Raw genomic sequence first — 23,937 nt, 5'->3', positions numbered from 1 at the left:
AGCAGCGGGCTATTCGTTTCCGGTGCCAATCTGCGGCGATGGCCCGTCAAGCCGGTCTTGCGCGCTGCCGATGCTGGTGACAACCGCTTTGCCTTCGGCGCTCTCGCGATAGCGTGCTGCTCGCACCAAAAGCATCAAGGTGACGGGCGTGGTCACCGTCACGAAAAAGCCGATCAGAACCTCATGAATGACCAAGCGCCCCTCGGCTGCGGTGAAATAAACCATGGACGCGATCAGGATGAAGGTCATGCCCATGGATGTGCCGATGGTGGGCGCATGCACGCGTTCGTAAAAGCTGCCCAGCCGGAGCAAGCCTATGCAGCCGATCAATGTGAGGCCTGACCCCACGAGCAACAGAAATGCCGTGATGATGGCAGCCCATGCGGGTAGCTCGCTCGCTGTGGTCATTCGATCACCTCGCCGCGCATGAGGAATTTGGCCAGGGCCACCGTGCCCACGAAGCCCAAGACAGAGATGACCAGAGCGGCCTCGAAATAAGCCTGGCTGTTCGAAGCGATGCCGAAGGTGAGAAGCAGCAGCATGGCATTGACATAGAGCGTGTCGAGACCCAGAACCCGGTCTTGCGCTCGCGGCCCCTTCACCATGCGGAAGGTGGCGCAGATCATGGCGAGCCCCAGACAAATCTGGGCTGCGATGATGGACCAGCTCAAAAGCTCTATGCTCATTCGAAGATCTCCAGCAACAGCCGTTCGTATCGCTGCTTGATGATCCGAACCCAGCTCTCCTTGTCCACGAGATCAAGCACGTGGATCTGGAGAATACCGTTGGCGCGGTCGAAGCTGACCCAGATCGTGCCCGGGGTTGCGGTCACGATACAGGCCAGGATGGCCAGCCCATTGAGATCGCGCAGCTCCAGGGGAACGTTGAGAAATCCGGAAACGCGATTGCGGGGGGCAGGATCAAGAATGATCTTGGCCACGGCGATATTGGAACGGACGATATCGAAGATGACACGGCCGAGAAGGGCTAGGGCTGCCTGCGGACGCCGCAACCTGGCACTCGGCAATTCCAGAGCAGTCGCGATGATCGGTCCGATGATCGCGACGAGGGCGGCCATTAGAATATGCCGCGCAGCCACGCTCTGGTTGAGCATCAGCCATAGGGCAAAGAGCGCGATGGAGAGGCGGGGGTAAGGGAATACCCTGGTCATGAGCCTTCCTCCCCCGCCGGCGGCTTGATCGTTTCACCACGTCGAATGCGCGGGGCCGTAATGACACCGTTCACATAATCGGCCGGTGCATGCAGGCCCGCGGCCGTTGATTGCATATAGCGCATCACCGGGCCCGCCTCGATGGTCATGCCCACACATAGCAGAAGCAGGACCGCGATCGGCGCGATCTCGATGAGGCCAACCCGGGGCACGGTCGGCTCCAGGGGTGTCCAGAAGGTGCGAATGCCCGCACGGGTTGCCGCAATGGTCGCGGCCAGGCCCGAGAAGGTGAGCACAGCGAGCAGTACCCAGGTCCCAAGGCTTGGGCCCGAGACTGGGCTTGCGGAGAATATTGCACTGAGCATCGCGAACTTGGCGAGAAAACCGGACAGGGGCGGCATGCCCGCGATCATCAGTGCACAGCCGACGAAGCTGAGCCCCAGCACCGCCATCGTGGCTGGAATCGGCGTGCCGATATCGGTGTCTTCCTCCTGCTCGTCGAGATCGGTATAGCCAAAGGCTTCGATGGTCACGGCCAGAACGTCGGCACCGGGCACGCGATCGCGTTCGACCAGTTCGATCAGCAGGAAAAAGGCACTTAAGGCGATCGTGGAGCCGACGAGATAGAAAAGAGCGCCACTGGTGATGTTGAGGTCACCAAATCCGAGGACCGCAAGCAAGGTGCCTGAGGAGACGAGCACGCTGAACCCCGCCAAGCGGCCGAGATCCTGAGAGGCCAGCGCGCCGATCGAGCCGAAGATCACCGTCATGATGCCCGCCACCACCAGCCAGTCTCCGCCGAACTGGGCGGAGAGGCCGGTTTCGGCGCCGAACAGCAACAGCCACAGGCGCAGCATCACGTAGACGCCAACCTTGGTGAGAATGGCAAAGAAGGCCGCAACGGGGGCACTGGCGGCCGCATAGGTGGTGGGAAGCCAAAAGCATAGGGGCCAGGTTCCCGCTTTCACCAGAAAGACAATGCCCAGTATGGCGGCGCCGGCCTCGAGCAACACCCGATCTTCCGCAGCAATCTGGGAAATGCGCGCAGCAAGGTGCGCCATGTTCAGCGTGCCGGTCACTCCATAGATCAGGCTCGCGCCAATCAGGAAGAGCATCGCGGTCGCCACATTGAAGGCGATGTAATGAAGGCTCGCCCGCACGCGCACCCGGCCCGAGCCGTAAAGCGCGAGACCATAGGATGCCGCCAGCAGCACTTCGAAGAAGACGAAGAGATTGAAGAGGTCGCCGGTGAGGAATGCGCCGTTCAATCCCATCAGCAGAAATTGAAAGAGCGGATGGAAATGGGCGCCGGCCTTATGCCAACGGGCAAGCGCAAACAGCAAGGTGCAAAGCGCCAGGATGCTGGTGAGCACCAGCATCAGCGCGGACAGACGGTCAAGCACCAGCACGATGCCGAAGGATGCGGGCCAATCGCCGAGGAGATAGACCTCGACATGGCTGCCCTCCCCCGCCGGCACGGTCGCATCGGCGATGCGCATGAGGCTGATCGAGATGATCAGCAGCGCGGAGGTCGACGCTAAGTTGATCGCCGCCTTGACCTTGCGGTTGCGGTCGTCCAGCCACAGCATCAGGCCCGCGGTGAACAGGGGCAAAATGATCGGCAAGATGATGAGGTGGTCGCGCCAGCTGATCATGTCTCAGGCTCCCGGCCGTCCACATGATCGGTGCCGGTGAGGCCGCGCGATGCCAGCATCACCACGAGAAACAGGGCGGTCATCGCGAAGCTGATGACAATGGCGGTCAGCACCAGCGCCTGGGGCAGCGGGTCGTCAAAGGCCATGGGATCTGCCGACGCGCCAGCCTCGACCAGCGGCGGGGCGCCGATCCGGAGCCGCCCCATGCCGAATATGAAGAGATTGACCGCGTAGGACAGCAGCGACAGGCCCATGATGACCTGGTAGGTGCGCGGGCGGAGCATGAGCCACACGCCTGAACCGGTGAGGACTGCAATGGCCAGAGCGAGGAGGAGCTCCATCAGACGGTCTCCTCCACCGCCTGGGCTGCGCGCGCTTGCTTCTGACTGCGGATGGATTGGTGACCGAGCGCAATCAGAATCAAAACGGTCGCCCCGACGACGAGCGCAAAGACGCCGATGTCAAAGGCCATCGCGCTGGCAAGAGGCACCTTCCCCAGCAGGCCCAAATTGCCATAGGTGAAATAGGAGGTGAGGAATGGATAGCCGAACAGCCAGGCTGCGGCGCCCGTGAAGCAGGCAAGGAGCAGGCCCGCCGCGATCCAGCGGACCGGCAGCACCCGCAGCCGGGTCTCCACCCAACGGGTACCGCCAGCGATATATTGCAGGATGAACGCCACCGCCATGGTCAGTCCGGCGACAAAGCCGCCGCCCGGCATGTCGTGGCCGCGAAGAAGCAGGTAGAGGGCAAGGACGGCAATGACCGGAAACAGACCCCGCATGAGCACCGCCGGGATCGTCAGATATTCGACGATGGTGTCGCCCGTCTGGCGCTCGGGATGGACCGCATCGAAATCATTCTGAATGCGCTGCTGCTCCGGGATGTTGATGCTGTCCGGTGCGGGACGGAAACGGCGGAGAAGCGCATAGACGATCAGCGCCACAGCCCCGAGCACCACAATCTCGCCCAAGGTGTCGAAGCCGCGGAAATCAACGAGGATCACGTTCACCACATTGGTGCCGCCACCTTCGGAATAGGCACGCCTGACGAACTCGCTGGAAATGCCATCCGGCCGGGGCCGCGTCATGATCGCATAGGCGAGCAGGCCAAGCCCACCGCCACAGCCCACGGCGATGGCAAAGTCGCGCAAGCGCCGCCAGCGGGCGGCCAGGTCCGGCATGAGGTCGCCAACATCGCGGATGCGTTTCGGCAGCCAGCGCAGGCCAAGCAGGAACAAGACGATCGTGACGATCTCCACCAGCAGCTGGGTAAGCGCGAGATCGGGCGCGGAGAGCCAGACAAAGGTGACGCAGGTGGCAAGCCCGGCGCCGCCGAGTAGGATCAAGGCGGCGAGCCGGTGATATTTGGCCTGATAGGCGGTGCCCAAGGCACAGGTCAAACCGATCAGCCAGACGATGATGAAGGCGGGATCGACCGGCGACAGCGGCTCGTTACCGAAGCTTGCGCCGTGGACGAGGACGGGCGCAGCGCCTGCGAGCAAAGCAAGGCCCATCAGAAGCAGCAATTGCGGCTGCAGCCGGCGTGTGCCCAGAAGCTGCTCGAGTGAGCGTGCCCAGCGCCAGGACAGCACCACCAATGCGCGTTCAAAGAATCGCTGCCCTTTGACCAAATAGAGGAAAGGAGGGCCTTCGACGCCGCTTTGCAAATGCCCCTGTAGCAGAAGATAAAGCAGCGCGCCTCCGACCATGGCCACAGCGCTCATGAGAAGCGGCAGGTTGAAGCCATGCCACGGGCTGAGGCTGTAAGCGGGCATTTCGGACCCGAGCACCGCATGCACCGCAGTTGCCAGGAATGGGCCGACGGTGAGCGAGGGCACGATGCCGACCAGAAGGCAGATCAGAACCAAGAGCTCGGTTGGAAAGCGCATCCAGCGCGGCGGCTCGTGTGGGACGCGTGGCAGATCCGTCGGTGGTGGTCCGAAGAACACGCCGAGAATGAAGCGTAAGGAGTAGGTCACGCTGAACATGCTGGCCAGGGTGACGACATAGGGAAGCGCCGCATCGAGAACGGAGCCATCGTGGTTCTCGACCGTCTCGGCAAAGAACATTTCTTTGGAGAGGAAACCATTGAGCAGGGGAACACCCGCCATGGCCGCGGCAGCCACCATGGCCATGGTGGCTGAGATCGGCATGGCGCGGTACAGGCCACTGAGGCGCCGGATATCACGGGTGCCGGTCTCATGGTCGACAATGCCGGCCCCCATGAACAGCGATGCCTTGAAGGTCGCGTGATTGATCATGTGGAATATGGCAGCGACCGCCGAGAGCGGGCTGCCGAGCCCGAGCATGAGGGTGATGAGCCCCAGATGGCTTATGGTGGAATAGGCCAGCAAACCTTTCAGATCCTGCTGGAAGATCGCGAGATAGGCGCCGACCAGGAATGTCGCCAGACCGAAGGAGCCAACTGTCCAGAACCAGGCATCGGTGCCGGACAGGACCGGCCAAAGGCGCGCGAGCAGAAAGACACCCGCTTTCACCATGGTGGCGGAATGCAGATAGGCGGATACGGGGGTGGGCGCCGCCATGGCGCGCGGCAGCCAGAAGTGAAACGGGAACTGAGCGCTTTTCGTCAGTCCTCCAAAGAGAACCAGGAGCAGGATCGGAAGGTAGAGATGATGGCCACGGACGAGATCACCGGCCGCGAGCACCCGGTCGAGCTCGTAGCTGCCAGTGACATAACCCAGCAGAATGACCCCGGCGAATAGAGAGAGTCCGCCTGTCGCGGTCACGGTGAGGGCCATGCGTGCGCCCTCGCGCGCATTGGCGTTTTGGTACCAGTATCCGATCAGCAGGAAGGAGAAGAGGCTGGTAAGCTCCCAGAACAAGACCAGCTGGATGAGATTGCCCGACAGGACGATGCCAAGCATCGATCCCATGAAGCCCAGGAAAAAAGCAAAGAATCGGGGCCGCGGATCGCTTTGCGACATGTAGTAGCGGGAGTAAACCACCACCAGCAGACCTATGCCCGTGATCAATACGGAGAACATCCAGGCAAAGCCATCCATCCGCAGACTGAAATTCAATCCAAGGCTGGGCAGCCATTCCATCTGAGCTCGGATGATTTCACCCTTCGCCACAGTCGGATACAGAGCGGCGACCGCACCTAAGCCAGCCAAAGAAATCGCACCTGCGAGCCATGCTTCGGCATTGCGGATTGTGCCGGTCAGAAAACCGGCAATCAGGCTGCCCGCAAAAGGGAGGATCAGAATGGCAATCAGCAATGCGTGTTCGGGCATCGGCTATGGCGAAGTCCTTGAAGAAAGCGGTAAATTTTTCGGCGATCCGAGCTCTCCCAGTATGGCCAGTTCGGGTTGTCCGATGCAAGAGGTACAAACCGCGCGGGCATGAGAAAGCTCGCAGGAAGACTGAAGTGCCAGCCGTCTTATTGCTAATGAAAATCTCGCGATTTGGGGATCACCCGGACATTGCGCGGGTGCCGGGCGCGGGAGGCAACGTAACCTGACGGCGCGTTGTCGTGAGGAAGACGTGGATTTGTCTCAGCCATCTCCGTCAAGGTTGTCAGATCAGCGCTGCGATCAATCAGCCGCTGCGCCACCACATGCACGATGCCCTCCTCGCTCTTCTGCACGCGGCCGCGCACTTCCAGCAGGCGTGCCGACATGACCTCACGCCGGAACTTCTCGAACATGCTTGACCAGACCACCACGTTGGTTACACCCGTCTCATCCTCCAGGGTGATGAAGATCACCGTGCCTTCGCCCGGCCGCTGACGCACCAGCACCACGCCCGCCGTTTTGATCCAGGCGCCATCGGTGCGCGCGGCTGTTTCCCCACAGCTCGCAATGCCCTCTCTCCGGTAGCGGTCGCGCAGGAAGACCAAGGGATGCGCCTTCAGCGACAAGCGGATGGTCTGATAATCGGTGATGACCTGCTCAGCGAGCGGCATCGCCGGCAAGGAAATCTCGGGCTCGGACCCAAGCTCTGCTGCATCCGCTGCGGCAAACAGGGGGAGCGGTGCGTCATCAGGAAGGCGGCGCACCGCCCATAAGGCCTCGCGGCGGTCGAGCCCCATGGAGCGGCAGGCATCAGCATCGGCCAGCTTCTGCAGGCAAGCCCGGGTGAGCCGGGTGCGCCGAGCGAGGATCTCCATATCTGCATAGCCATGGGACCGCGCCGCAACGATCCGCTCCGCCCACTCGCGGTGAAAGCCATCGATCTGCCGGAAGCCAAGCCGCAGGGCAAAGGACCCGTCTTCCTGCTGTTCCAGCGTGTTGTCCCAGTGGCTCGCATTCACGTCCACCATGCGCAGCTCAACCCCGTGCTCGCGTGCATCCCGCACGATCTGCGCCGGGGCATAGAAGCCCATGGGCTGGGAATTCAAGAGCGCACAGGCAAACACCTCCGGATGGTGGCACTTGATCCAGGAGGAGACATAGACGAGATGGGCAAAGGCCGCCGCATGGCTTTCGGGAAAGCCGTAAGTACCGAAGCCCTTGATCTGGGCAAAGCAGCGCTCGGCGAAATCGCGATCGTAACCGCGCCGCACCATGCCCTCGATGAGCTTGTGCTCGAACTCATGAATGGTGCCGGCATTGCGGAAGGTGGCCATGGCTCGGCGCAGCTGATTGGCCTGTTCGGAGGTGAATTCCGCTGCCACGATGGCGAGCTTCATGGCCTGTTCCTGGAACAGGGGCACGCCCAAGGTGCGCCCAAGAACATCCTTCAGCTCATCTTTGGGATAGCCCGGACCGGGCGAGGGATAATCCACCTCATCAGGATCCTTCCGGCGGCGCAGATAGGGGTGAACCATGTCGCCCTGGATAGGTCCCGGCCTGACGATCGCCACCTGGATCACCAGATCGTAATATTCGCGCGGGCGCAGCCGCGGCAGCATGTTGATCTGGGCGCGGCTTTCCACCTGGAACACGCCGATCGAGTCCCCCTTGCAGAGCATGTCATAAACCACGGGGTCATTGCGCTCGGTCGAGGTCAAATCGAGATTGAGCCCCTTATGCTGCTTCAGCAGGTCGAAGGCCTTCTTGATGCAGGTGAGCATGCCGAGCGCCAGCACATCCACCTTCAACAGACCGAGCTCGTCGATATCGTCCCGATCCCATTCGATGAAGGTACGCTCCGGCATGGCGGCATTGCCGATGGGCACGGTCTCATCCAGCCGATCGCGGGTGAGCACAAAACCACCCACATGCTGGGAGAGATGGCGCGGGAACTCGATCAGCTGATTGGCAAAATCGACAGCCCTGGCGATCTCGGGATTGGCGGGATCAGACCCTGCCTGCCGCACCTGCCCGTCGGGCAGGCTGTCGCCCCAGCTGCCCCATACGGTCGAGGCCAGGGCCGAGGTGATGTCCTCGGTGAGACCCAGAACCTTGCCCACTTCGCGAATGGCCGAGCGCGGGCGGTAGTGGATGACCGTTGCCGCAATCCCGGCCCGGTGCCGGCCATAGCGATCATAGATATATTGAATGACCTCTTCGCGGCGCTCATGCTCGAAATCGACGTCGATATCCGGCGGCTCCTGGCGTTCTTTCGACACGAAGCGCGCGAACAACACGTCGATATCCATAGGATCGACATTGGTGATGCCGAGAAGAAAGCAGACTACGGAATTTGCGGCCGACCCCCGCCCCTGGCAGAGAATGCCGCGGTTCTTCGCAAAATCTACGATGTCGTGGATGGTCAGGAAGTAATTGGCATAATTGAGCTCGGCAATGAGACTGAGCTCCTGGCGAAGCAGGGTCACGATCCGCTCGGGAATCCCGTCGGGATAGCGCAATTCCGCCCGCCGCCAGGCCAGCTCCTCCAGATAGGTCTGCGGTGTCTTGCCCGGCGGCACCGGTTCCTCCGGATATTCGTATTTGAGCTCATCGAGCGAAAAATCGATGCGGGCCAGCACATGCTGGATCTCCGCCACCGCTTCCGGCGCATATCGGAATAGGCGGAGCATTTCCGCAGGGCTCTTCAAATGGCGCTCTGCGTTCACCTCGAGCCTGCGCCCTGCGGTTTCGATCCTCAGCCCTTCCCGGATGCAGGTGATGATATCCTGCAAGGGCCGCCGGTCCGGCGCGTGATAGAGCACGTCATTGGTGGCGAGCAGCGGTACTCGCACCGTCTGCGCAATTGCCTGCAGCATGGCCAGCCGACGGTGATCATTGCCCTGCCGCAGCATGGTAGCGCCGAGCCACACCGCGCCAGGGGCTGCTTCCGCGAGCGCCATCAGCACCGGCCGCAGCTTGGCAAGGTCATCCGGCATGACGATCAGCAGCAAATCGCCGCAATGGCTGGTGAGATCATCCAGACCAAGCCGGCATTCACCCTTGCGGGCGCGCAGATTGCCTGAGGTGAGCAGGCGGCAGAGCCTGCCCCAGCCGGCTCGGTTCTCGGGGTAAGCGATGATGTCGGGCGTGCCGTCGCTGAAGGCGAGCCGCGCGCCAACGGCAAGCTTGAAATTGCAAGCAGTTCCCTCCTTGGCGAGGGAGTCGCGCAGCATCTTCAATGCCGTATGCGCACGGACGACGCCGGCCACCGTGTTGCGGTCGGCGATGCCGATGCCGTTCTGCCCGAGCTCCCAAGCCCGCGGCACCAGCTCATAGGCGTGGGAGGCCCCGCGCAGGAACGAGAAGTTCGAGGCACAGGCCAGTTCCGCATAGGCCGGGCTCGCCTTCATGCGAAAATCCCGTGCAGATACCAACGGGGCCTGTCAGTTTCCCGCTCATAAAGACCCTCACGATAAAGCCAGAAGCGGTGGCCTTCCTGATCTTCGATGCGAAAATAATCACGGGTCAGACCATCGGCATCACCGTCGCGATGCCACCATTCAGGCGCGATGCGCGCCGGTCCTTCGGCCGCCACCACCTCGTGCAAAATACGCCGCCAGCGGAACTGTTTGGGCGGCCCGTCCGGCACCTCGGCCATGGTCTCCACCGGCTCGGGCGGATCGAACAGGCGCAAAGGCAATTGAGGCTCGCTGGGGCCATGGGCATCTGCCGGGTTTGGGCGGGTGACCTCAATTTTAGCTGGCTCTTTAGCTGCCTCCGCCACAGGGGCGATGGCCGGCAGCAGCTTCACACGACGCTCGGGGATATGGCTGTCCTGCGGCACGAAGCGCAGAACATGGGTTTCGCCGAACCGGGCAGACAGGCGGTCGATCAGCTCGGCCACGGCCTCGTCCTCCCGGGTGCGACCGTCGAAACCGATCTGCGCCGCATCCGCCTTTTCCGTGGCGTGGGCGGAAAGGCGGATCACATCAAAGCCAAAACCCGCATCGATCGGGTCGGCCAGAGATGCAAGGCGCTCCGCAAACAGGCGGGTGATCGCGCCGGCATCGCGCAGCGGGCGTCCGGCCGAGACGGCGATATGGCGCACATCGCCATCGGCGCGGAAGAAGCTCGCCTCGAAGCTGCGCCCCCCTGAACCATCCCGTTCGAGACAGGTGCCAAGCTCCTCCGCAAGCCGGTTCAAGGTGGCCGAGATATCCTCGGCGCGGGAGACGGGTTCAGCAAAGCGACGTTCAGCGATGAGGGCTGCAACCGGCCGGCGTGGCGAGATCGGATGGTCCATCTCGCCGAGGACGCGAGCAAGCCGCTCCACAAGATCCTTGCCGAAGCGGGCAACCAGCGGTTTGCGCGGCCTATCCGCAAGATCAGCAATGGTCTTAAGCCCAGCCCTGCTCAACGCTATCGTCAGATCCGGAGCAATCCCCAAGGCGGCGACCGGCAGAGGCCGCAAGGCGGTTGCCTCGCTGCCCGGCGCAAGAATGCCTCCCCTGGCGAAACGGGCCAGCGCTCGCGCTGCATCAGGGGTTCCGGCAATGGCGCTCAAGCTCGTGAAGCCCATGGCCCGCAAGCGGCTCGTCACATCATTCCGCAGTGCCGCCTCGCCAGCGAAGAGATGGGCGCAACCAGTGATGTCGAGCATCACCCCATCTGGGCCATCGAGCCCCACCAAAGGCGTATAGCGGTCGCACCAGTCCGCAATGTGCTCCAGTGTGGCCCGATCGGCCGCCGGGTCCTCGTCAGCAGTGGCGAAATCGGCGACGCGGGCGCGCGCATCCGCCAGCGTCAGACCGGCATGAAGGCCCAAGGCCAGAGCGGCCTGATCTGCATGAACAATACGCAGCGCATTCTTTATCCGCGCCAGCACCACCAGAGGGCGGCGTGCTCCTCTCCTTTCGCCACATTCCCGCCGCTCAGCCGGCTCGGCGCCAGAAGAGCGGTGCAACCGGCTTTGCCGATGCAGCCGGTCGGTCGGCAGGAAAGGCAGCCACAACGCGAGATAGCGACGATTCCTGGAAGATATGTTGCTCACGATTCCACTCCACATGCCAGCATCGCGGCGGAAAGCCGGCCCGATGCCGCAACAGTTCCAGCCTGAATGCCGGCCTGCCCGGCCCGAACAGGGCAGAAGCCGGCGCGTCCACGAGCCCCAGTTCCGGCGGGCGAGAGCGCAAAGACGAAACGGACCAGCGGCTCAAGGCGGCGCTGGGCTCTGCTTCCGCCATGGTGCGAAGGAGCAAAACGCTCACCCGCGAGCGCGCTGCCGCCCGGGCGAGCTTCTGGGTTGCCTTGAGATCGAGCGCCTTGGGTTTTCCCCAAAGCTCGATAATGACCGCGCCCAAGGCGGCGCAGCGCAGGGCTTCATGGCCTGCCCGCAAGGCCTGTAGCCCATCGCGCAGCCGCACCAGGATCATCTTTTCCGGATAAAGACCGAATTCCAGGAGCCCGGGCCCATAGAGCTCGCCATATTCACGGGCCACCATGTCCTGGCGTACCCAGAGAATGTGCCGGTCAGCCCCGCTCGCCCGACAGGCAAGGCCCAAGCCGAAGGCGGCCGCCATAGCACCATCACTTGCGCGCGCCGCAAAGATCTCATGCAAGGCACCTCGCGGCAGGCCGCCACCAATGGCTTCATCGATGCTCGAAACACCGAAGGAGACCTTGCCGAGCTGGTCCTGCCGGTCAAAGCCCGGGGCGGCCGTGCCCAAGGCAGACCTTGGCGCAGTCTTCCGCATGGAAAAGATCAGCGCGCCAAGGTCATGCCTAGAGCGTTTCCGCTTTTCTTTGAATCGCGAAACCGCTCTAAGTTCTTGCTCAGTCGCATTTTCACGCGAACCGGTATCCACTTCGCTCGAAAATGCTCTAGGCTTCTTCCGTGCGGCCAAAGCGCCAGTGCGCTGCTCTCCCCGCGGCTTGACCTCGCGCGGAGAAGGTTCAATCTCTATGTCATCTGCCGGGCCATTCCAGGTGGATGCCTCGATTTCGGCCAAACACCGCCGCAGCCCGGCAAGCGTCTCATGCTTGGCAGACATTCCTTCGTGTTCCTGTTTTGTTCTATTAAACGCGCAAGGCTGAAAAGAGTCAATCCAGTCCCTGGACGATCGACAGGGGATTGCCGCCGAGCCGCGAGAAAGTCCGCATGCGGCATGTCAGCACGATGACCTGCTGCCTGCGCCCTGCCCGGTTCAGGGCATCAAACATCCGCTCGATCCGGTCATCATCGGAATAGACCAGCGCGTCATCGAGAATGATCGGCACCTCATGGCCCCGCTCAGCCAGCATGGCGCCCATAGCCAGACGCACCAGCACGGCAATCTGCTCCTGGGTGCCGGCGGATAGGCGATCGAACAGCTCTGCCTCGGGCCCGCTGCGCTTCAGCCCAGCCACGGCAAAGCCGTCGCCCAAGGCGAGTTCCGCAGCCGGGAACACATCGTTCACCAGCGGCCGCAAATGCCGCCGCAAAGGCGCGTGCAACCGGTCGCGTTGCGCCTTGTAGCAATCCTCGATCGTATCGCGAAGCAGCTGCAGACTTGCGGCGCGCGCCCGCTGCCGCTCCAGCTCCCGGGTTTCGAGATCATGCTGCGCCCGCAGGATCTCGACCTTCTCGCCGATGCCATCGCCACCAGCGCTCTGGATCTGGCCTTCGAGATTGGAAATCTCACGGTCGAGCTGGGCAGTCTGCGCCTTGCGGTTCTCCAGCGCTTCCTCAAGCCGCGCCAGCCGGATGCGCAGCCGCTCACATTCATCAGATGACGGAGCGGAGCGGCGTTGCACCTCCAAGGCCATCAGCTTCAGGCGATGCGCCTCATCCGCCTGGTCGCAAGCCTTCTGCGCCTCGCTCAACCTGCGGTCACGCTGCTCATCGGGCAATATGGCCAGATCGGCCGCAAGCCGCCCCCGGATTTCCGATCCGGTGCCCTGCAGCCGGCCGCGCTGGTCGGCAATCTCCGCGAGAATTTCATTCTGTGCCTCGATGGTGCCGTCGATAACGGCCCGTTTGCGCCGGATCTCATCCTTTTCCTGCTGAAGCGAGGTCCGCTGCCGCTCCAGCTCATCTGCCGACGGAAGATCGGTCAGCGCCAGCTCGGCAAGCGTGCTGGCAAGATTTGAGTCGATATCAGCGATCTCGCGACCGATCCGCTCGGCAGCGAAAGCGGCCGTCTCCTGCCCAAGGCCCAGCCCCTTGCCCTCTGCTTCGAGACTGCGCTTCTCACTCTCCAAGCCCTGGCGATGAGCGCGGGCAACGCGCAGCGATGCTGCATCCGGCATGTCGCATGTGGCCAGCAACTCTGCCAGACGGCCACGAAGCGCCTGCTGCTTCTGACGATCAACGGCGAGGCCTGCCATGGCAGGGGTGATGGTAACGGTTACGATCTCACCGCCATCACTGCGCACCCGGATGGTCATTGGTTCGAGCGCCGAATGATGCAGGGCGCCATCCAGAATGGTGCCATCAACCTCGATACGGTTTGCCCCGGCATTGCCGGGGATGACCGAGACAAGCGGTGCGACGGCGGTGAGCCGTGCCGAGATCACTTCGAGGTCCCGTTCGATCTCGTCGAGCTTGGCAATGACTGCGGGGGTGGCCGGGTTGGCATGCAATGCGGCCGCATTGTCGTTCTGCCGGCGGGCAAGATCGGCGAGCTGCCGCTGATGCTGCTTCAGCCGGTCACGGGACTCCGCACGGGCACTGATGGAGGCCATCCGCTGCAGGCGACGCTCTTCGTTCTCCACCCGTTCGTTGTCTGCCGCCAAGGCGGATAATGCGGCGCGAGCCTCGGCAAGAGCCGCTCGTGCTGTCTTCTCACGCTCATCCAGCGGCTGGAGCGCCTGCTCAAGCTGCTGAAGCCGCGCCTTATCCTCGTCAATGCGCTGTACCCGCTCGATGAGCGTCGTGAGCTTCTGACGCTCACGTTCACAGATTGCACGGGCCTGCCGTTCGTCCGCATCATATTGGGCGAGAATGGCCGCCATGCCCTCTGCGGCCTGATGGGCCTTGCGGGCCTCGTCGAGCTCAGCCCGTTGCCGGGCGGCTTCTGCAGGATCAGCCCAGCGCGCCCGTTCGGCCTGTTTTGCAGAGAGCCGTACCAGCTGCTCATCCAGAATGGTCAGGCGCCGCTCCGCCTCGTCAAGCTCAGCGGTGACCTCATCGAGCCGAGCCTCCGCCAGAGCCAAAGGTCCATTGGCCTTCGGCTTGCCCTTATCGGTGACCAGCCGATCGAGATCTGTCTTGAGGGCGCCCAGCACATTGCGCGCGCGCTCACCTCCGACAATATCGCCGATTTCAGCTTGAATAGCGGCGGTGAGCGCGGAGGTCGCTCCGTCAGAGGGCCGCGGCAGCTGAAAGGACTGACCTTGGCCAACCCAGAGCAGGCCAAAGGCCGCGTCATCCACCGAGCGGCCCTGGCCACGGCCGATGCCGAGCAGTTCCCAAACCATCTCATCGGCCTGAGCACCGCGCGCCACCTCGCGCTCGCCGCGGGAAAGGCTGGCGGACGGGCTTTTCAGGAAGGACTTGCGCAAAATATAGGCCGACCCCTCATGCTCAAAGCCGAGGGTTACGGTTATCGGAAGCGAGAGGCCATCGCTGGCCAGTGCCTTGACGAATTCGTTCTTGGTGCCATGGCGCTCGAAAAGACAGGCGCGGATGGCGCGGAACATGGTCGATTTGCCGGCCTCGTTTGCCGCCATCAGCACATTCACGCCTTCACCGAGGCCATCAATGCGGGTGCGGGTACCAAAGCGGCCGACCCCTTCAACGGCTATGCTGGTAAGGCGCACTAGGCCAGCTCCCGCACGCGTCGTGGCCTTGCTGACTCGCCCGGCGTGCTCACGACCCGGGTGAAGAGCTCGACCAGCGCATCCTCGGCCCGGCGCCGCTCAGCCGCATCACGTGTCATATCCTCGGCCAGCTGCTTCAGCCGGTCCGCCGCATCCCGCAACACGCCGCCGAAATCTATGGCCTCCAGATCCGCCGGTGTCGGGCGCGTCGCGAGTTTCGTTGTGTCGGGTTCGAGCGCGAAGGTGGCGGCGGCAAGCATGGTCAGCCGCCGGTCGAGCTCTGCCCGTGCAGTCAGCGACAAGGCACCGCTCATAACGAGGCGAATGACCGTTGCAGAGAGTTCCGGCAGCGCCCTCACCCGTTGTTCGAGATCATCCGCAGCCTCGGGGCCTGCGAGATGCTCCGTCATGGTGAGCCAGCGATAGCGGCCAACCCGATGAGGGGTGACGAGCGGCGGCATGCCCGCGCCGCGAATTTCCACCAGCAGAACCTGACCGGTCTCCTGGCTGCCCGCCCGGTCGGGCTCCGGCGTCCCCGCGTACCAAGCGGACGGGCCGATCTGGATGGTGCGGTGCCAGTCGCCCAAGGCGAGATAGCTCAGGCCGGCGCGGGACGGGCGCGTCGGATCGATGGGGTTCGATGCCTCGCCCTCCCGCCCGAAGCCCATAACGGAGCCATGGGCCAGACCGATCCGGGCGAGGCCCTCGGGCGTTGCTGCCCGATCCATCCATTCGGTGAGGTCAGCGGCCTCGCTCTTGCGGGTCAGGGGTGATGGCAGCAGCACTGCGTCATGTCCAAGCGCCGCCGGCTCTGCCGCGAGGTGCAGGTGCACATTGTCCGGCACACCCGTCTCTCGCACGCGATCCCACAGGCCCTTTGGCCGGTGCGGGTCATGATTGCCCGGCATCAGATGCCAGTGCACATCCGGGAATTGGCGCATGCGCTCAAGCGGCGCAAGCAGGGTGCGCAAAGCCGGAGCCTCGCTGTCATAGACGTCGCCCGCAACCAGAACATGGGCCGCCGCCTCGCGCCGTGCCAAAGCGCCGATGCTCTCGATCGCGACCAGGCGCGCTTCCTGCAACACCGGCTCGCGCTCGCCGAATTGCCTGAAAGGCTTGCCGATCTGCCAGTCTGCCGTGTGAATAAGGCGCATGATGCCTCGCATGACTCATGCGCTAGGATAAGTGAGTCGGCCGCGCAAGGCAGCCTCTGCCGTTAACCTGTGGGAAACCGATGCGCCAGGAGGATCAAGGCGTGCGAAGGGCGGTCTTCAGCACCTTGCCATTGGCGTTGCGCGGCAGCGGCTCGTCGAGGAAGGTGATATAGTCAGGCACCTTGTAATCGGACATGCGCTCGGCGCAGAACGCCTTTATGCCCGCCTCATCCCGCGGCCTGTCGCCAGAATAGATGAAGGCATGCACCCGTTCACCCAACACGGGACAGGGCGTGCCGACAACAGCGCTTTCCACCACGGAGGGATGGTGGGACAGAACGCTTTCCACCTCGATGCAATAGACCTTGAAGCCGCCGCGATTGATCATGTCCTTCTTGCGATCGAAAACGTGGACATAGCCCTGCTCGTCCACAGCGCCGATATCGCCCGACCGCCAATAGCCGTTCACAAAGCCAGACTCGGTCGCTTCCGGATTGTCCCAGTAGCCGGGCACCACCATGGGCCCGCCGATCAGCAGCTCGCCGCTTTCACCCGGGGGCATCTCCTTGCCGCTCTCATCGACCACGAGGATGTCGGCACAATGCACGGGCCTGCCGACCGAGATGGGATGGTCCTTGATATGGCCGGGTGGCAGAATGGTTGCCGGCGAAGTGGTTTCGGTCGAGCCGTAGCAGTTCACCAAGGCCATGTTCGGACAGGTGGCCGCCAATCGCTCGATGGTGGCCCGCGGCATCGGCGCGCCGCCGAAGCCCGCCACTCGCCAGGCCGAGAGATCGAACTTGGCAAAATCCGGATCGAGCAAGCAGAGATTGTACATGGCGGGCACGATGATGGTGAAGCTCAGCCGCTCACGTTCGGCAAGCTCAAGAAAGGTGCGCGCCTTGAAGGCCGGCATGATCACCGTGGTGCCGCCGACCAGCACCATGGTCAGGATGTTGGCCGCGAGGCCGGTGACGTGGGAAGCCGGCACGGCCATGATCGACACCTCGCCAGCCCCCAGGCCACAGCATTCCTTGTAGTGAATGACGGAATGCACCGTGCTGAAATGGGTGAGCATGGCGCCCTTTGGCCGGCCAGTGGTGCCGGAGGTGTAGAGGATCGAGAAGACATCCTCCTCGGCAATGTCCACCGCAGGTGCGCTGCCCGGCGCAAGCAGCTGCGAGAAGGCCGTGCCCTCCCCCTCGCCCACCACGAAGAGATGGCGCAGGGCCGGAACTTCGTCCCGCTCCGGCAGGTTCGGCCCATGCTCGGCATCATAGACGAGGGCCGCGGCCGCGCACTGGTTGAGCATGAAGGCGATTTCGGGCCGACGCTGACGAATATTCATCGGCACGATGATGGCGCCAAGGCGGGCTGCCGCCAGCACCAGAAATACGAATTCGAAGCCATTGCCGAGAAGCAGCGCGATGCGGTCGCCCTTGCCAAGGCCACGGGCGGCAAGGTTCGCAGCAATATACTCCACCGTGTCATCGAGAGTGCGGTAGCTGAGGCGCTGATCACCCAAAACCAGGGCGGTCGCCTCGGGGTGGCGCGCCACGGTTTTCCTGAACATGGCGTCGATATGAGGCGGCCGATCGGCAAAGCATCGCACCAGCCGCGTGCCGTAATGGATCTCCCGGCGTATGGGCAAGGCTTCTTGCGACATGGCGATCACTTTCGCACCAGGGTCGGACGGCCCAAGAGGAAGCCGGCTTCGACCGGCAGGAGCTGCCCCGTCACCTTCCGCGCCTCGGTGATGAGAAAGACCACAACGGAGGCGATATCATCAGCCGTGCAGACGTCCTGCAAGGCGGAAGAGTCCGCAAAGCCGGATTTCACCCGCTGATAAGCCTCCGCGCCGAGGCCGGAGGGAAGCCAGCGCGTGTCGATCAACCCGGGCAGGACCGCATTGACCCGGATCTCAGGCGCGAGAATGCGGGCCAGCGCCAAGGTGAGCGAGTTAAGCGCGCCTTTGGACGCGACATAGGCCAGCGAGCTGCCATTGCCGTTCAGCCCGGCGATGGAGGACACATTCACGATCGCTCCGGCGCCCCTTGCCCGCAGATGTTCTGCCGCGGCGCGCGCCATCTGATATGCACCGACGACATTCACGCCATAGACCCTGTGAAAGTCCTCGGCATTCTGGCTGTCGAGATCTGTGATGCTGGCGAATTGGGTGGCACCGGCGCTGTTGACCAGCGCATCGAGCCGGCCGAGGCGCTCGACCGTCTCGGCCACTGCACGCCGGCAGTCCTCGTCGCGGCTCACATCGGCCTGCACAGTCATGGCGCGGCCGCCTAGCTCACGGCATTCTGCTGCCGCGCTCTCGGCATCGCTCGCGCTTCGGCTGTAAAGAACCGCGATGTCATAGCCGGCACGGGCCAAGCGCAAGGCAGAGGCCGCACCGACACCGGTCCCGCCGCCCGCAATCAGGGCTACAGGTCTATCTGCCTCCGCGCCTTGCATGTCTCCTCCCGATTTCGCTGTTCTTGGCCAGCATTGTCATTCAATTCTCTCGACTGTCTCGACACTCAGCGCTTCCCGCACGATCTTGCCATAGGCGCTCACATGGCGCTCCATGGCATTGAACGCCGCGTCCTCATCGCCGCTCTCGATGGCTCGCAGGATCTTCTCGTGGGCGCGCACGGTCTTGCGGCGAATCTCGTCGGTGGTCACCTGCTGGTAGCCTGCCGCATCCATGATCGGTTCGGCAATGGCCTCCATGAGGGCAATCAGGGGCTCGTTGCAGCTGGCGCGCGCGACCGCGAGATGCCACTCCAGATTGACCCGCTTATAGCGGGGAACGTCGTCGACGCTTGCGATGAATTCCTTGTGGAGCCTGCGGATCTCCTGCAAGGCGGCCTCGGTGCAGTTGCGGGCCGCAAGGCGCGCGAGGAATGGTTCGAGCCCGATGCGGCATTCAAGCAGCGCCTCAAGCCGCACCCCATGGGTGCGAACGAAGAGCTCCATGGACCGCACGATCGACGCGCGACCCGGTAAGGTCACCACCGATCCGCCGGTGCGTCCTGGCCGGGTGGTGATGAGCCCTTCAATCTCAAGGATACGCAGGGCCTCGCGCACGGACGAGCGGCTCAGGCCGGTTTCGGTCACGAGTTCCCGCTCGGTGGGCAAAGAGGCACCGGTGGCGAGCTTGCCGCCCAGGATCATGCTGCGCAGGCGGTTGGCCAGCACGTCTGAGGCTTTCGGCACGATTATGGGTTCAATCTTATCCATGTCAGGCCAGCAAGGGCACCCTAATCATCACAGACCCATATAGGCGGCCTGAATCGCCGGATCATCACGCAGTTCGGCAGAAGCGCCCGCGCGCGTGATGCGGCCATGGTCAAGCACATAGGCGCGGTTCGAGACATCGAGCGCTTCCGCCACGTTCTGCTCCACGAGGACCACCGTCAGACCTTCACTTGCCGCCAGGGACTGCACGAGAGAAAAGACTTGCGCAACCATTTTGGGCGACAGGCCGACCGAGGGCTCATCCAACATCAGAAGCTTGGGCCGGCTCATGACCGAGCGGGCGATCGCACACATCTGGCGCTCGCCGCCGGAGAGATGGCCGGCAAGCTGGTCGCGACGCTCGCGCAGCACCGGAAACAGCTCCATGACCTCATCCACCCGGTTGGCAATGGCCTTCCTGTCGCGCAGGGCATAGCCCCCAAGCTCGAGATTGTCGCCAACCGTCATGAAGGGAAACAGACGGCCGCCTTCGGGCACCAGCACGAGCCCGCGCTCCGGCAAGCGATGGGCGGGAAGCGCGGTCACGTCCTCGCCATCGAAGATGATGCTCCCCGATGTCGGCCGCACCGTACCGGCAATCGTGTTCAGCAAGGTGCTCTTGCCTGCACCATTGGCGCCCACGACCGCGATGATCTCGCCGGGTTCGGCCAAAAAGCCTATGCCATCGAGCACCATGGCCTGACCATAGCCTGCATGGAGATCGGTCACCTCGAGTGCCGCGCTCATGCCCGTTTCCTCCCGAGATAGGCCTCGACCACCCGGGGATCCGACAGGACCTCGTCGGGCGTGCCATCGGCAATCTTGCGGCCGAAATCCAGCACCACGACCCGGCTCTGGAAGGCGCGGACTACTTTCAGATTGTGCTCGATCACCAGGAAGGTCAGGCCCTCGGCATGAAGGCGCTTGACGAGATGAATGACCTCGTCGACCTCCGTCTGATTGACGCCCGCCATCACCTCATCCAGGAGCACGATCTTGGCATCCAGCGCCAAGGCGCGCGCGATTTCGAGGCGGCGGCGTTCACTCAGGGTGAGCGTGCCCGCCTTCACCTTGGCGCGGGCGGAGAGCCCGACCATCTCCAGCACCTCGTGGGCGCGCCGTGCGGCCTCGACCAGGCCGCGCCGATGGAGGAAGGCGCCGATCAGCACGTTCTCCAGCGCCGTCAAAGCCGTCAGCGTCTTCGAGATCTGAAAGGTGCGACCGAACCCCAAACGGGCGCGATTCTGTGGCGTCTCTCCGGTGATGTCCTCGCCATTGAGCATGATGCGGCCAGCAGTCGGGAGGAACTGGCCGGTGACCAAGTTGAACAGCGTGGTCTTGCCGGCGCCGTTCGGCCCGATGATGCTGACGAGATCGCCTTGCGAGAGATCGAGGCTCACGTCGTTCACCGCAACCAGCCCGCCGAAGCGCTTGGTCAAGCCCTGCAATGACAGGAAGGGGGCTGTCATCGGCCTGGCCTCCCGTCGCCCGAACGGTTGGCCATTCGCTGCCATAGGGCCAAGCCCGCGCCGATCAGTCCGCGTTTCATGAACAGTGCACAGAGGATCAGCACGGCGCCGAGCACGATGAGATTGGTGCCGGGAAGCATGCCGCCCAGGGAGGCGCGGAGATAGAATTCGACGGGCACGATCAGCAGGGCACCCGCAAGCGGGCCGTAAAGGGTTCCCACACCGCCGATCAGCGCAATGAGGGCGAATTTCACGCCGATATCGGGCAAGGACAGAAGCGTCGGCGGATCAACGAAGCGCAGATACATGGCAAAGAGGGCACCGCCGATGCCGGTGAGGGCTGCACTCACGCCCATGCCAAGCAGTTTGACATTCAACACCCGGATGCCGGCGGCACGAGCGGCATCCTCATCCTCGCGGACGGCCTGGAGATAGTAGCCAAAGCGGCTGCGCAGGACCGCCGCGCTCGCCAGCAGGCAGACGGCAAGAAAACCGAGCATCAGCAGGGCGTAGTGAAATCGGTTCGTGAAGATCATGTTCACGAGCCCGGCCTTGAAAGGCAAAGACAGGCCGCGCGGCCCGCCGGTTATGCTGCTGAAGTAGTTGGCGAGCACGAAGGCGACCTCGTTGAACGCCATGGTGGCAATGGCGAAGAACGGGCCCTTCAGGCGAAAGGTCGGCCAGGACACCGCGACGGCGACGAGAGCGGCAAGGGCTGCGGATGGAATGAGCGCAAGCCACGGCGACATCTGGAAATGCAGATAGAGATTAGCTGTGAGATAAGCGCCGATCGCGAAGAAGACGCCATGGCCCAAGGAGAACTGGCCGCCGAAGCCGCCGATCATGTTCCAGGCGCTGGCAAGGCCCGCAAACAGCATGGCATAGGCAAAGATGTTCAGAATGAAGGGATCGCGCGCATAGATCCAAGCAAAGCCCAGGAGAATGGCCAGGATCACCACGATGCGCATCAGTTCGGTGCGGAAGGTGGTGATGCCAGGGCCTGCGCGCCCGGCAAGCGTCAGGGGTAAATCAATGCTGCTCACGAAGCCCCACCTCTTCCGCTCCGACGATGCCGAACAGGCCGCCGGGCCTAATGATCAGCACCGCGATGAATACCAGGAACCAGATCGCATGCTTGAGCGCCGGATCGAGATAATAGCCGGCCAGTGCCTCGATCAGGCCGATGATGAAGCCGCCGATAAAGGCGCCCCAAACGCTGCCGAGTCCGCCAAGCACCACAACAGCGAAGGCGGCCAGGATGAAGTTTCCGCCGATCTGGGGCGACATGGTGTAAATCGGCGCGAGCAGGGTGCCAGCGAGTCCCGCAAGCGCTGCCCCCATGCCGAAGGTCAGCATGAAGGTGAGCTCGACATTGATGCCCATCAGGCGCGCCGCACGGCGGTCCTGAGTGACGGCGCGAATGGCCTTGCCGGGCAGCGTATTCTTGAGGAACCAGCTCATGCCGATGGCGACCGCGGTGACCGCGAACAGGGCGATGAGCCGCACCAGGCTGATCTTAAGGCCGGCAATGTCGATCACAACCGCCGAAAGATCAGTGGGCACGGTGTAGCCAGTGCCGCGGGTGATCGCGAGGATGATATTCTGCAGGAGAAGGAGGAGGCCGAATGTCGCGAAGATCTGCATCATCGGCTCATTCTGGAGGGGCTGCAGAATGAAGCGCTGGATCAGAACGCCGAACAGGAACAAGGCGGGCACGACCACCAGGATCGACACGTAAGGGTCCATGCCCACGAGGTAATAGCTGAGATAGGCACCATACATGCCCAGCATCACCAACTCGCCCTGGGCGAAGTTGACGATGCGGATCACGCCGAAGATCAGGTTGAGCCCGATGCTCACGAGGCCATAGATGCCTCCGAGCAGCAAGCCCACCACGATGATGTTCATCAATGTGGACATGGGAACCTTGCCAAGTTTCAAGCGCCGGCGCCTGCCCTGATGAACGGGGGCAGGCGCGTTGGTGGGGTCGCCGCCTATTGCTTGCCGATGGCGACCAGCTTGTTCTCACCAGCGGCTTCCACAGGGAAGACGGTGACCACTTTGCCGTTCTGCCACTGCACCACCGTGGGTGGGGTGAGGACGTTCTGAGCGTTGTCGTCGAACTTGGCGCCAAAGCCCGTCTCATAGCTGTTCAGCGGCTTGTCCATGGCCTTGGCTGCGGCAATGACCGCTTCGGGCTCGGCGCTGCCAGCTGCCTCGATGGCTTCCGCCATGATCTTGAGCCCGACAAAAGCGGTCATGCTCTGGGGTGCCAATGGATCCTGTCCATATTTCGCGCGATAGGCTTCGAGATAGGCATGAGCGCCCGGGCCATATTTCTCGGCGACGTCAGGACGCGGATAGCTCACGATGAGAATGCCTTCGAGCGATTCTGCACCGAGCGCTTCCAGGGTCTCGCGGGTATCGCCGGTACCCACCAGCACCATGGCGGCAGGCTTGAAGCCCTGATCACGGGCGGTGCGCAGCAGAAGGTTGCCGTCCGGCACGTAGCCCGTGTTCACCCAGACATCCGGCTGGGCATCGCGAGCGCGGAGGATCGAGTCGGTCAGATCGATGGCTTTCGGGCTATGGGCGCCCATTCCCACCACCTGAACGCCGGCTTCTTCGAGCTTTTCCTTCTGGCGATCGGCAATCGAGGTGCCATAGATCGACTCCTCGTGCTCGAGCCAAACCTTAAGGTCCTTAGGCTCCTTGCCCAGGGTCTTGGCGAGGAGATTGGTGACGAGCTCAACCGACTGATCGGCGAATGAGACCGCATAGGGACCGGAGCGTGCGAAATTCGGCAGGCCGCGCTCGGTGAGATTGCCAGCCAGAGCGTTGGTGTCCCAATAGAGCTTCTGATAGTTCATGGCCGCTTCGGAAGCGGCCGCGGCCACGGCGCTCAAATAGGTGCCGATAAAGGCATCGACATTATCGCGGCCGGCCAACTGCTCGACCGCGGCGATCCCTTCCTGAGGGCTGCTCGCGTTGCCGCGAATGATCTCGACCTTGCGCCCGAGAATGCCGCCCTTAGCGTTCAACGCTTCGGCCGCAAGCTCATAGCCGCGGGTCACCTCATCGCCATAGAGCGCCATCGGTCCGGAATAGGGGTTGATGGCGCCGATCTTGAACGTCTCCTGCGCGGCCGCCGGATGACCGGCGACAAGCGATAGCATCGCTGCCGCGCCTATCCCCAGAGCCA

At 63.1% G+C, this 23,937-nt stretch carries 19 protein-coding genes; all 19 read right to left on the bottom strand.

Going from position 1 to position 23,937, the window contains the following annotated elements:
• Positions 1–9: 9 nt before the first annotated feature.
• The gene (mnhG, locus tag RCF49_RS17620) at positions 10–408 is read right to left on the bottom strand and encodes a monovalent cation/H(+) antiporter subunit G (RefSeq protein WP_342641089.1); all 399 of its coding nucleotides are present in this window, start codon (positions 406–408) and stop codon (positions 10–12) included.
• On the bottom strand, positions 405–686 hold the full coding sequence (locus RCF49_RS17615; RefSeq protein ID WP_342641088.1) for a K+/H+ antiporter subunit F: 282 nt from the start codon (positions 684–686) through the stop codon (positions 405–407). The genes mnhG and RCF49_RS17615 overlap by 4 nt, the downstream gene beginning before the upstream one ends.
• Positions 683–1,171 (bottom strand): Na+/H+ antiporter subunit E, encoded by a 489-nt coding sequence (locus tag RCF49_RS17610; RefSeq protein WP_342641087.1) that lies wholly within the window; start codon positions 1,169–1,171, stop codon positions 683–685. The genes RCF49_RS17615 and RCF49_RS17610 overlap by 4 nt, the downstream gene beginning before the upstream one ends.
• The gene (locus tag RCF49_RS17605; protein ID WP_342641086.1) at positions 1,168–2,826 is read right to left on the bottom strand and encodes a monovalent cation/H+ antiporter subunit D; all 1,659 of its coding nucleotides are present in this window, start codon (positions 2,824–2,826) and stop codon (positions 1,168–1,170) included. The genes RCF49_RS17610 and RCF49_RS17605 overlap by 4 nt, the downstream gene beginning before the upstream one ends.
• Positions 2,823–3,167, bottom strand: coding sequence for a Na+/H+ antiporter subunit C (locus tag RCF49_RS17600; protein WP_342641085.1), 345 nt, complete (start codon positions 3,165–3,167; stop codon positions 2,823–2,825). Before RCF49_RS17600 ends, RCF49_RS17605 begins: the two co-directional genes overlap by 4 nt.
• Entirely contained in the window at positions 3,167–6,082 is a 2,916-nt protein-coding gene (locus tag RCF49_RS17595) for a monovalent cation/H+ antiporter subunit A (RefSeq protein WP_342641084.1), read from the bottom strand. The genes RCF49_RS17600 and RCF49_RS17595 overlap by 1 nt, the downstream gene beginning before the upstream one ends.
• A gap of 152 nt (positions 6,083–6,234) precedes the next feature.
• Positions 6,235–9,492 (bottom strand): error-prone DNA polymerase, encoded by a 3,258-nt coding sequence (locus RCF49_RS17590; protein WP_342641083.1) that lies wholly within the window; start codon positions 9,490–9,492, stop codon positions 6,235–6,237.
• Positions 9,489–11,132 (bottom strand): Y-family DNA polymerase, encoded by a 1,644-nt coding sequence (locus tag RCF49_RS17585; RefSeq protein ID WP_342641082.1) that lies wholly within the window; start codon positions 11,130–11,132, stop codon positions 9,489–9,491. The genes RCF49_RS17590 and RCF49_RS17585 overlap by 4 nt, the downstream gene beginning before the upstream one ends.
• Positions 11,014–11,835, bottom strand: a complete 822-nt coding sequence (locus tag RCF49_RS17580; RefSeq protein ID WP_342641081.1) for an ImuA family protein — start codon at positions 11,833–11,835, stop codon at positions 11,014–11,016. Before RCF49_RS17580 ends, RCF49_RS17585 begins: the two co-directional genes overlap by 119 nt.
• A 346-nt stretch (positions 11,836–12,181) precedes the next feature.
• Positions 12,182–14,881 (bottom strand): AAA family ATPase, encoded by a 2,700-nt coding sequence (locus RCF49_RS17575; RefSeq protein WP_342641080.1) that lies wholly within the window; start codon positions 14,879–14,881, stop codon positions 12,182–12,184.
• Positions 14,881–16,035 (bottom strand): metallophosphoesterase family protein, encoded by a 1,155-nt coding sequence (locus RCF49_RS17570; protein WP_342641079.1) that lies wholly within the window; start codon positions 16,033–16,035, stop codon positions 14,881–14,883. The genes RCF49_RS17575 and RCF49_RS17570 overlap by 1 nt, the downstream gene beginning before the upstream one ends.
• Positions 16,036–16,129: 94 nt before the next feature.
• Positions 16,130–17,701, bottom strand: coding sequence for a class I adenylate-forming enzyme family protein (locus tag RCF49_RS17565; RefSeq protein WP_342641078.1), 1,572 nt, complete (start codon positions 17,699–17,701; stop codon positions 16,130–16,132).
• 5 nt (positions 17,702–17,706) lie between these two features.
• Complete coding sequence (locus RCF49_RS17560; RefSeq protein ID WP_342641077.1) at positions 17,707–18,501, bottom strand: SDR family NAD(P)-dependent oxidoreductase; 795 nt, start codon at positions 18,499–18,501, stop codon at positions 17,707–17,709.
• A gap of 36 nt (positions 18,502–18,537) precedes the next feature.
• A complete protein-coding gene (locus tag RCF49_RS17555; protein WP_342641076.1) occupies positions 18,538–19,269 on the bottom strand; it encodes a FadR/GntR family transcriptional regulator in 732 nt (243 codons plus the stop codon).
• A gap of 27 nt (positions 19,270–19,296) precedes the next feature.
• Positions 19,297–20,013 (bottom strand): ABC transporter ATP-binding protein, encoded by a 717-nt coding sequence (locus RCF49_RS17550; RefSeq protein WP_342641075.1) that lies wholly within the window; start codon positions 20,011–20,013, stop codon positions 19,297–19,299.
• A complete protein-coding gene (locus RCF49_RS17545; protein ID WP_342641074.1) occupies positions 20,010–20,735 on the bottom strand; it encodes an ABC transporter ATP-binding protein in 726 nt (241 codons plus the stop codon). Before RCF49_RS17545 ends, RCF49_RS17550 begins: the two co-directional genes overlap by 4 nt.
• Entirely contained in the window at positions 20,732–21,778 is a 1,047-nt protein-coding gene (locus tag RCF49_RS17540; RefSeq protein WP_342641073.1) for a branched-chain amino acid ABC transporter permease, read from the bottom strand. The genes RCF49_RS17545 and RCF49_RS17540 overlap by 4 nt, the downstream gene beginning before the upstream one ends.
• Positions 21,765–22,655, bottom strand: a complete 891-nt coding sequence (locus tag RCF49_RS17535) for a branched-chain amino acid ABC transporter permease (protein WP_342641072.1) — start codon at positions 22,653–22,655, stop codon at positions 21,765–21,767. The genes RCF49_RS17540 and RCF49_RS17535 overlap by 14 nt, the downstream gene beginning before the upstream one ends.
• 74 nt (positions 22,656–22,729) lie before the next feature.
• Positions 22,730–23,911, bottom strand: coding sequence for an ABC transporter substrate-binding protein (locus RCF49_RS17530; RefSeq protein WP_342641071.1), 1,182 nt, complete (start codon positions 23,909–23,911; stop codon positions 22,730–22,732).
• Between the last annotated feature and the right edge of the window lie 26 nt (positions 23,912–23,937).

This window comes from Rhodoligotrophos sp. CJ14, from assembly GCF_038811545.1.
Classification (GTDB): domain Bacteria; phylum Pseudomonadota; class Alphaproteobacteria; order Rhizobiales; family Im1; genus Rhodoligotrophos; species Rhodoligotrophos ferricapiens.
The sequence above is the reverse complement of the archived record's forward strand: the minus strand, read 5'-3'. Positions and strand labels throughout refer to the sequence as shown.

Coding starts and splice junctions, on each gene's coding strand:
- mnhG (WP_342641089.1), bottom strand. CDS start 408: ATGACCACAGCGAGCGAGCTACCCGCATGGGCTGCCATCATCACGGCA.
- RCF49_RS17615 (WP_342641088.1), bottom strand. CDS start 686: ATGAGCATAGAGCTTTTGAGCTGGTCCATCATCGCAGCCCAGATTTGT.
- RCF49_RS17610 (WP_342641087.1), bottom strand. CDS start 1,171: ATGACCAGGGTATTCCCTTACCCCCGCCTCTCCATCGCGCTCTTTGCC.
- RCF49_RS17605 (WP_342641086.1), bottom strand. CDS start 2,826: ATGATCAGCTGGCGCGACCACCTCATCATCTTGCCGATCATTTTGCCC.
- RCF49_RS17600 (WP_342641085.1), bottom strand. CDS start 3,167: ATGGAGCTCCTCCTCGCTCTGGCCATTGCAGTCCTCACCGGTTCAGGC.
- RCF49_RS17595 (WP_342641084.1), bottom strand. CDS start 6,082: ATGCCCGAACACGCATTGCTGATTGCCATTCTGATCCTCCCTTTTGCG.
- RCF49_RS17590 (WP_342641083.1), bottom strand. CDS start 9,492: ATGAAGGCGAGCCCGGCCTATGCGGAACTGGCCTGTGCCTCGAACTTC.
- RCF49_RS17580 (WP_342641081.1), bottom strand. CDS start 11,835: ATGCGGAAGACTGCGCCAAGGTCTGCCTTGGGCACGGCCGCCCCGGGC.
- RCF49_RS17570 (WP_342641079.1), bottom strand. CDS start 16,035: ATGCGCCTTATTCACACGGCAGACTGGCAGATCGGCAAGCCTTTCAGG.
- RCF49_RS17565 (WP_342641078.1), bottom strand. CDS start 17,701: ATGTCGCAAGAAGCCTTGCCCATACGCCGGGAGATCCATTACGGCACG.
- RCF49_RS17560 (WP_342641077.1), bottom strand. CDS start 18,501: ATGCAAGGCGCGGAGGCAGATAGACCTGTAGCCCTGATTGCGGGCGGC.
- RCF49_RS17555 (WP_342641076.1), bottom strand. CDS start 19,269: ATGGATAAGATTGAACCCATAATCGTGCCGAAAGCCTCAGACGTGCTG.
- RCF49_RS17550 (WP_342641075.1), bottom strand. CDS start 20,013: ATGAGCGCGGCACTCGAGGTGACCGATCTCCATGCAGGCTATGGTCAG.
- RCF49_RS17545 (WP_342641074.1), bottom strand. CDS start 20,735: ATGACAGCCCCCTTCCTGTCATTGCAGGGCTTGACCAAGCGCTTCGGC.
- RCF49_RS17535 (WP_342641072.1), bottom strand. CDS start 22,655: ATGTCCACATTGATGAACATCATCGTGGTGGGCTTGCTGCTCGGAGGC.
- RCF49_RS17530 (WP_342641071.1), bottom strand. CDS start 23,911: ATGCTATCGCTTGTCGCCGGTCATCCGGCGGCCGCGCAGGAGACGTTC.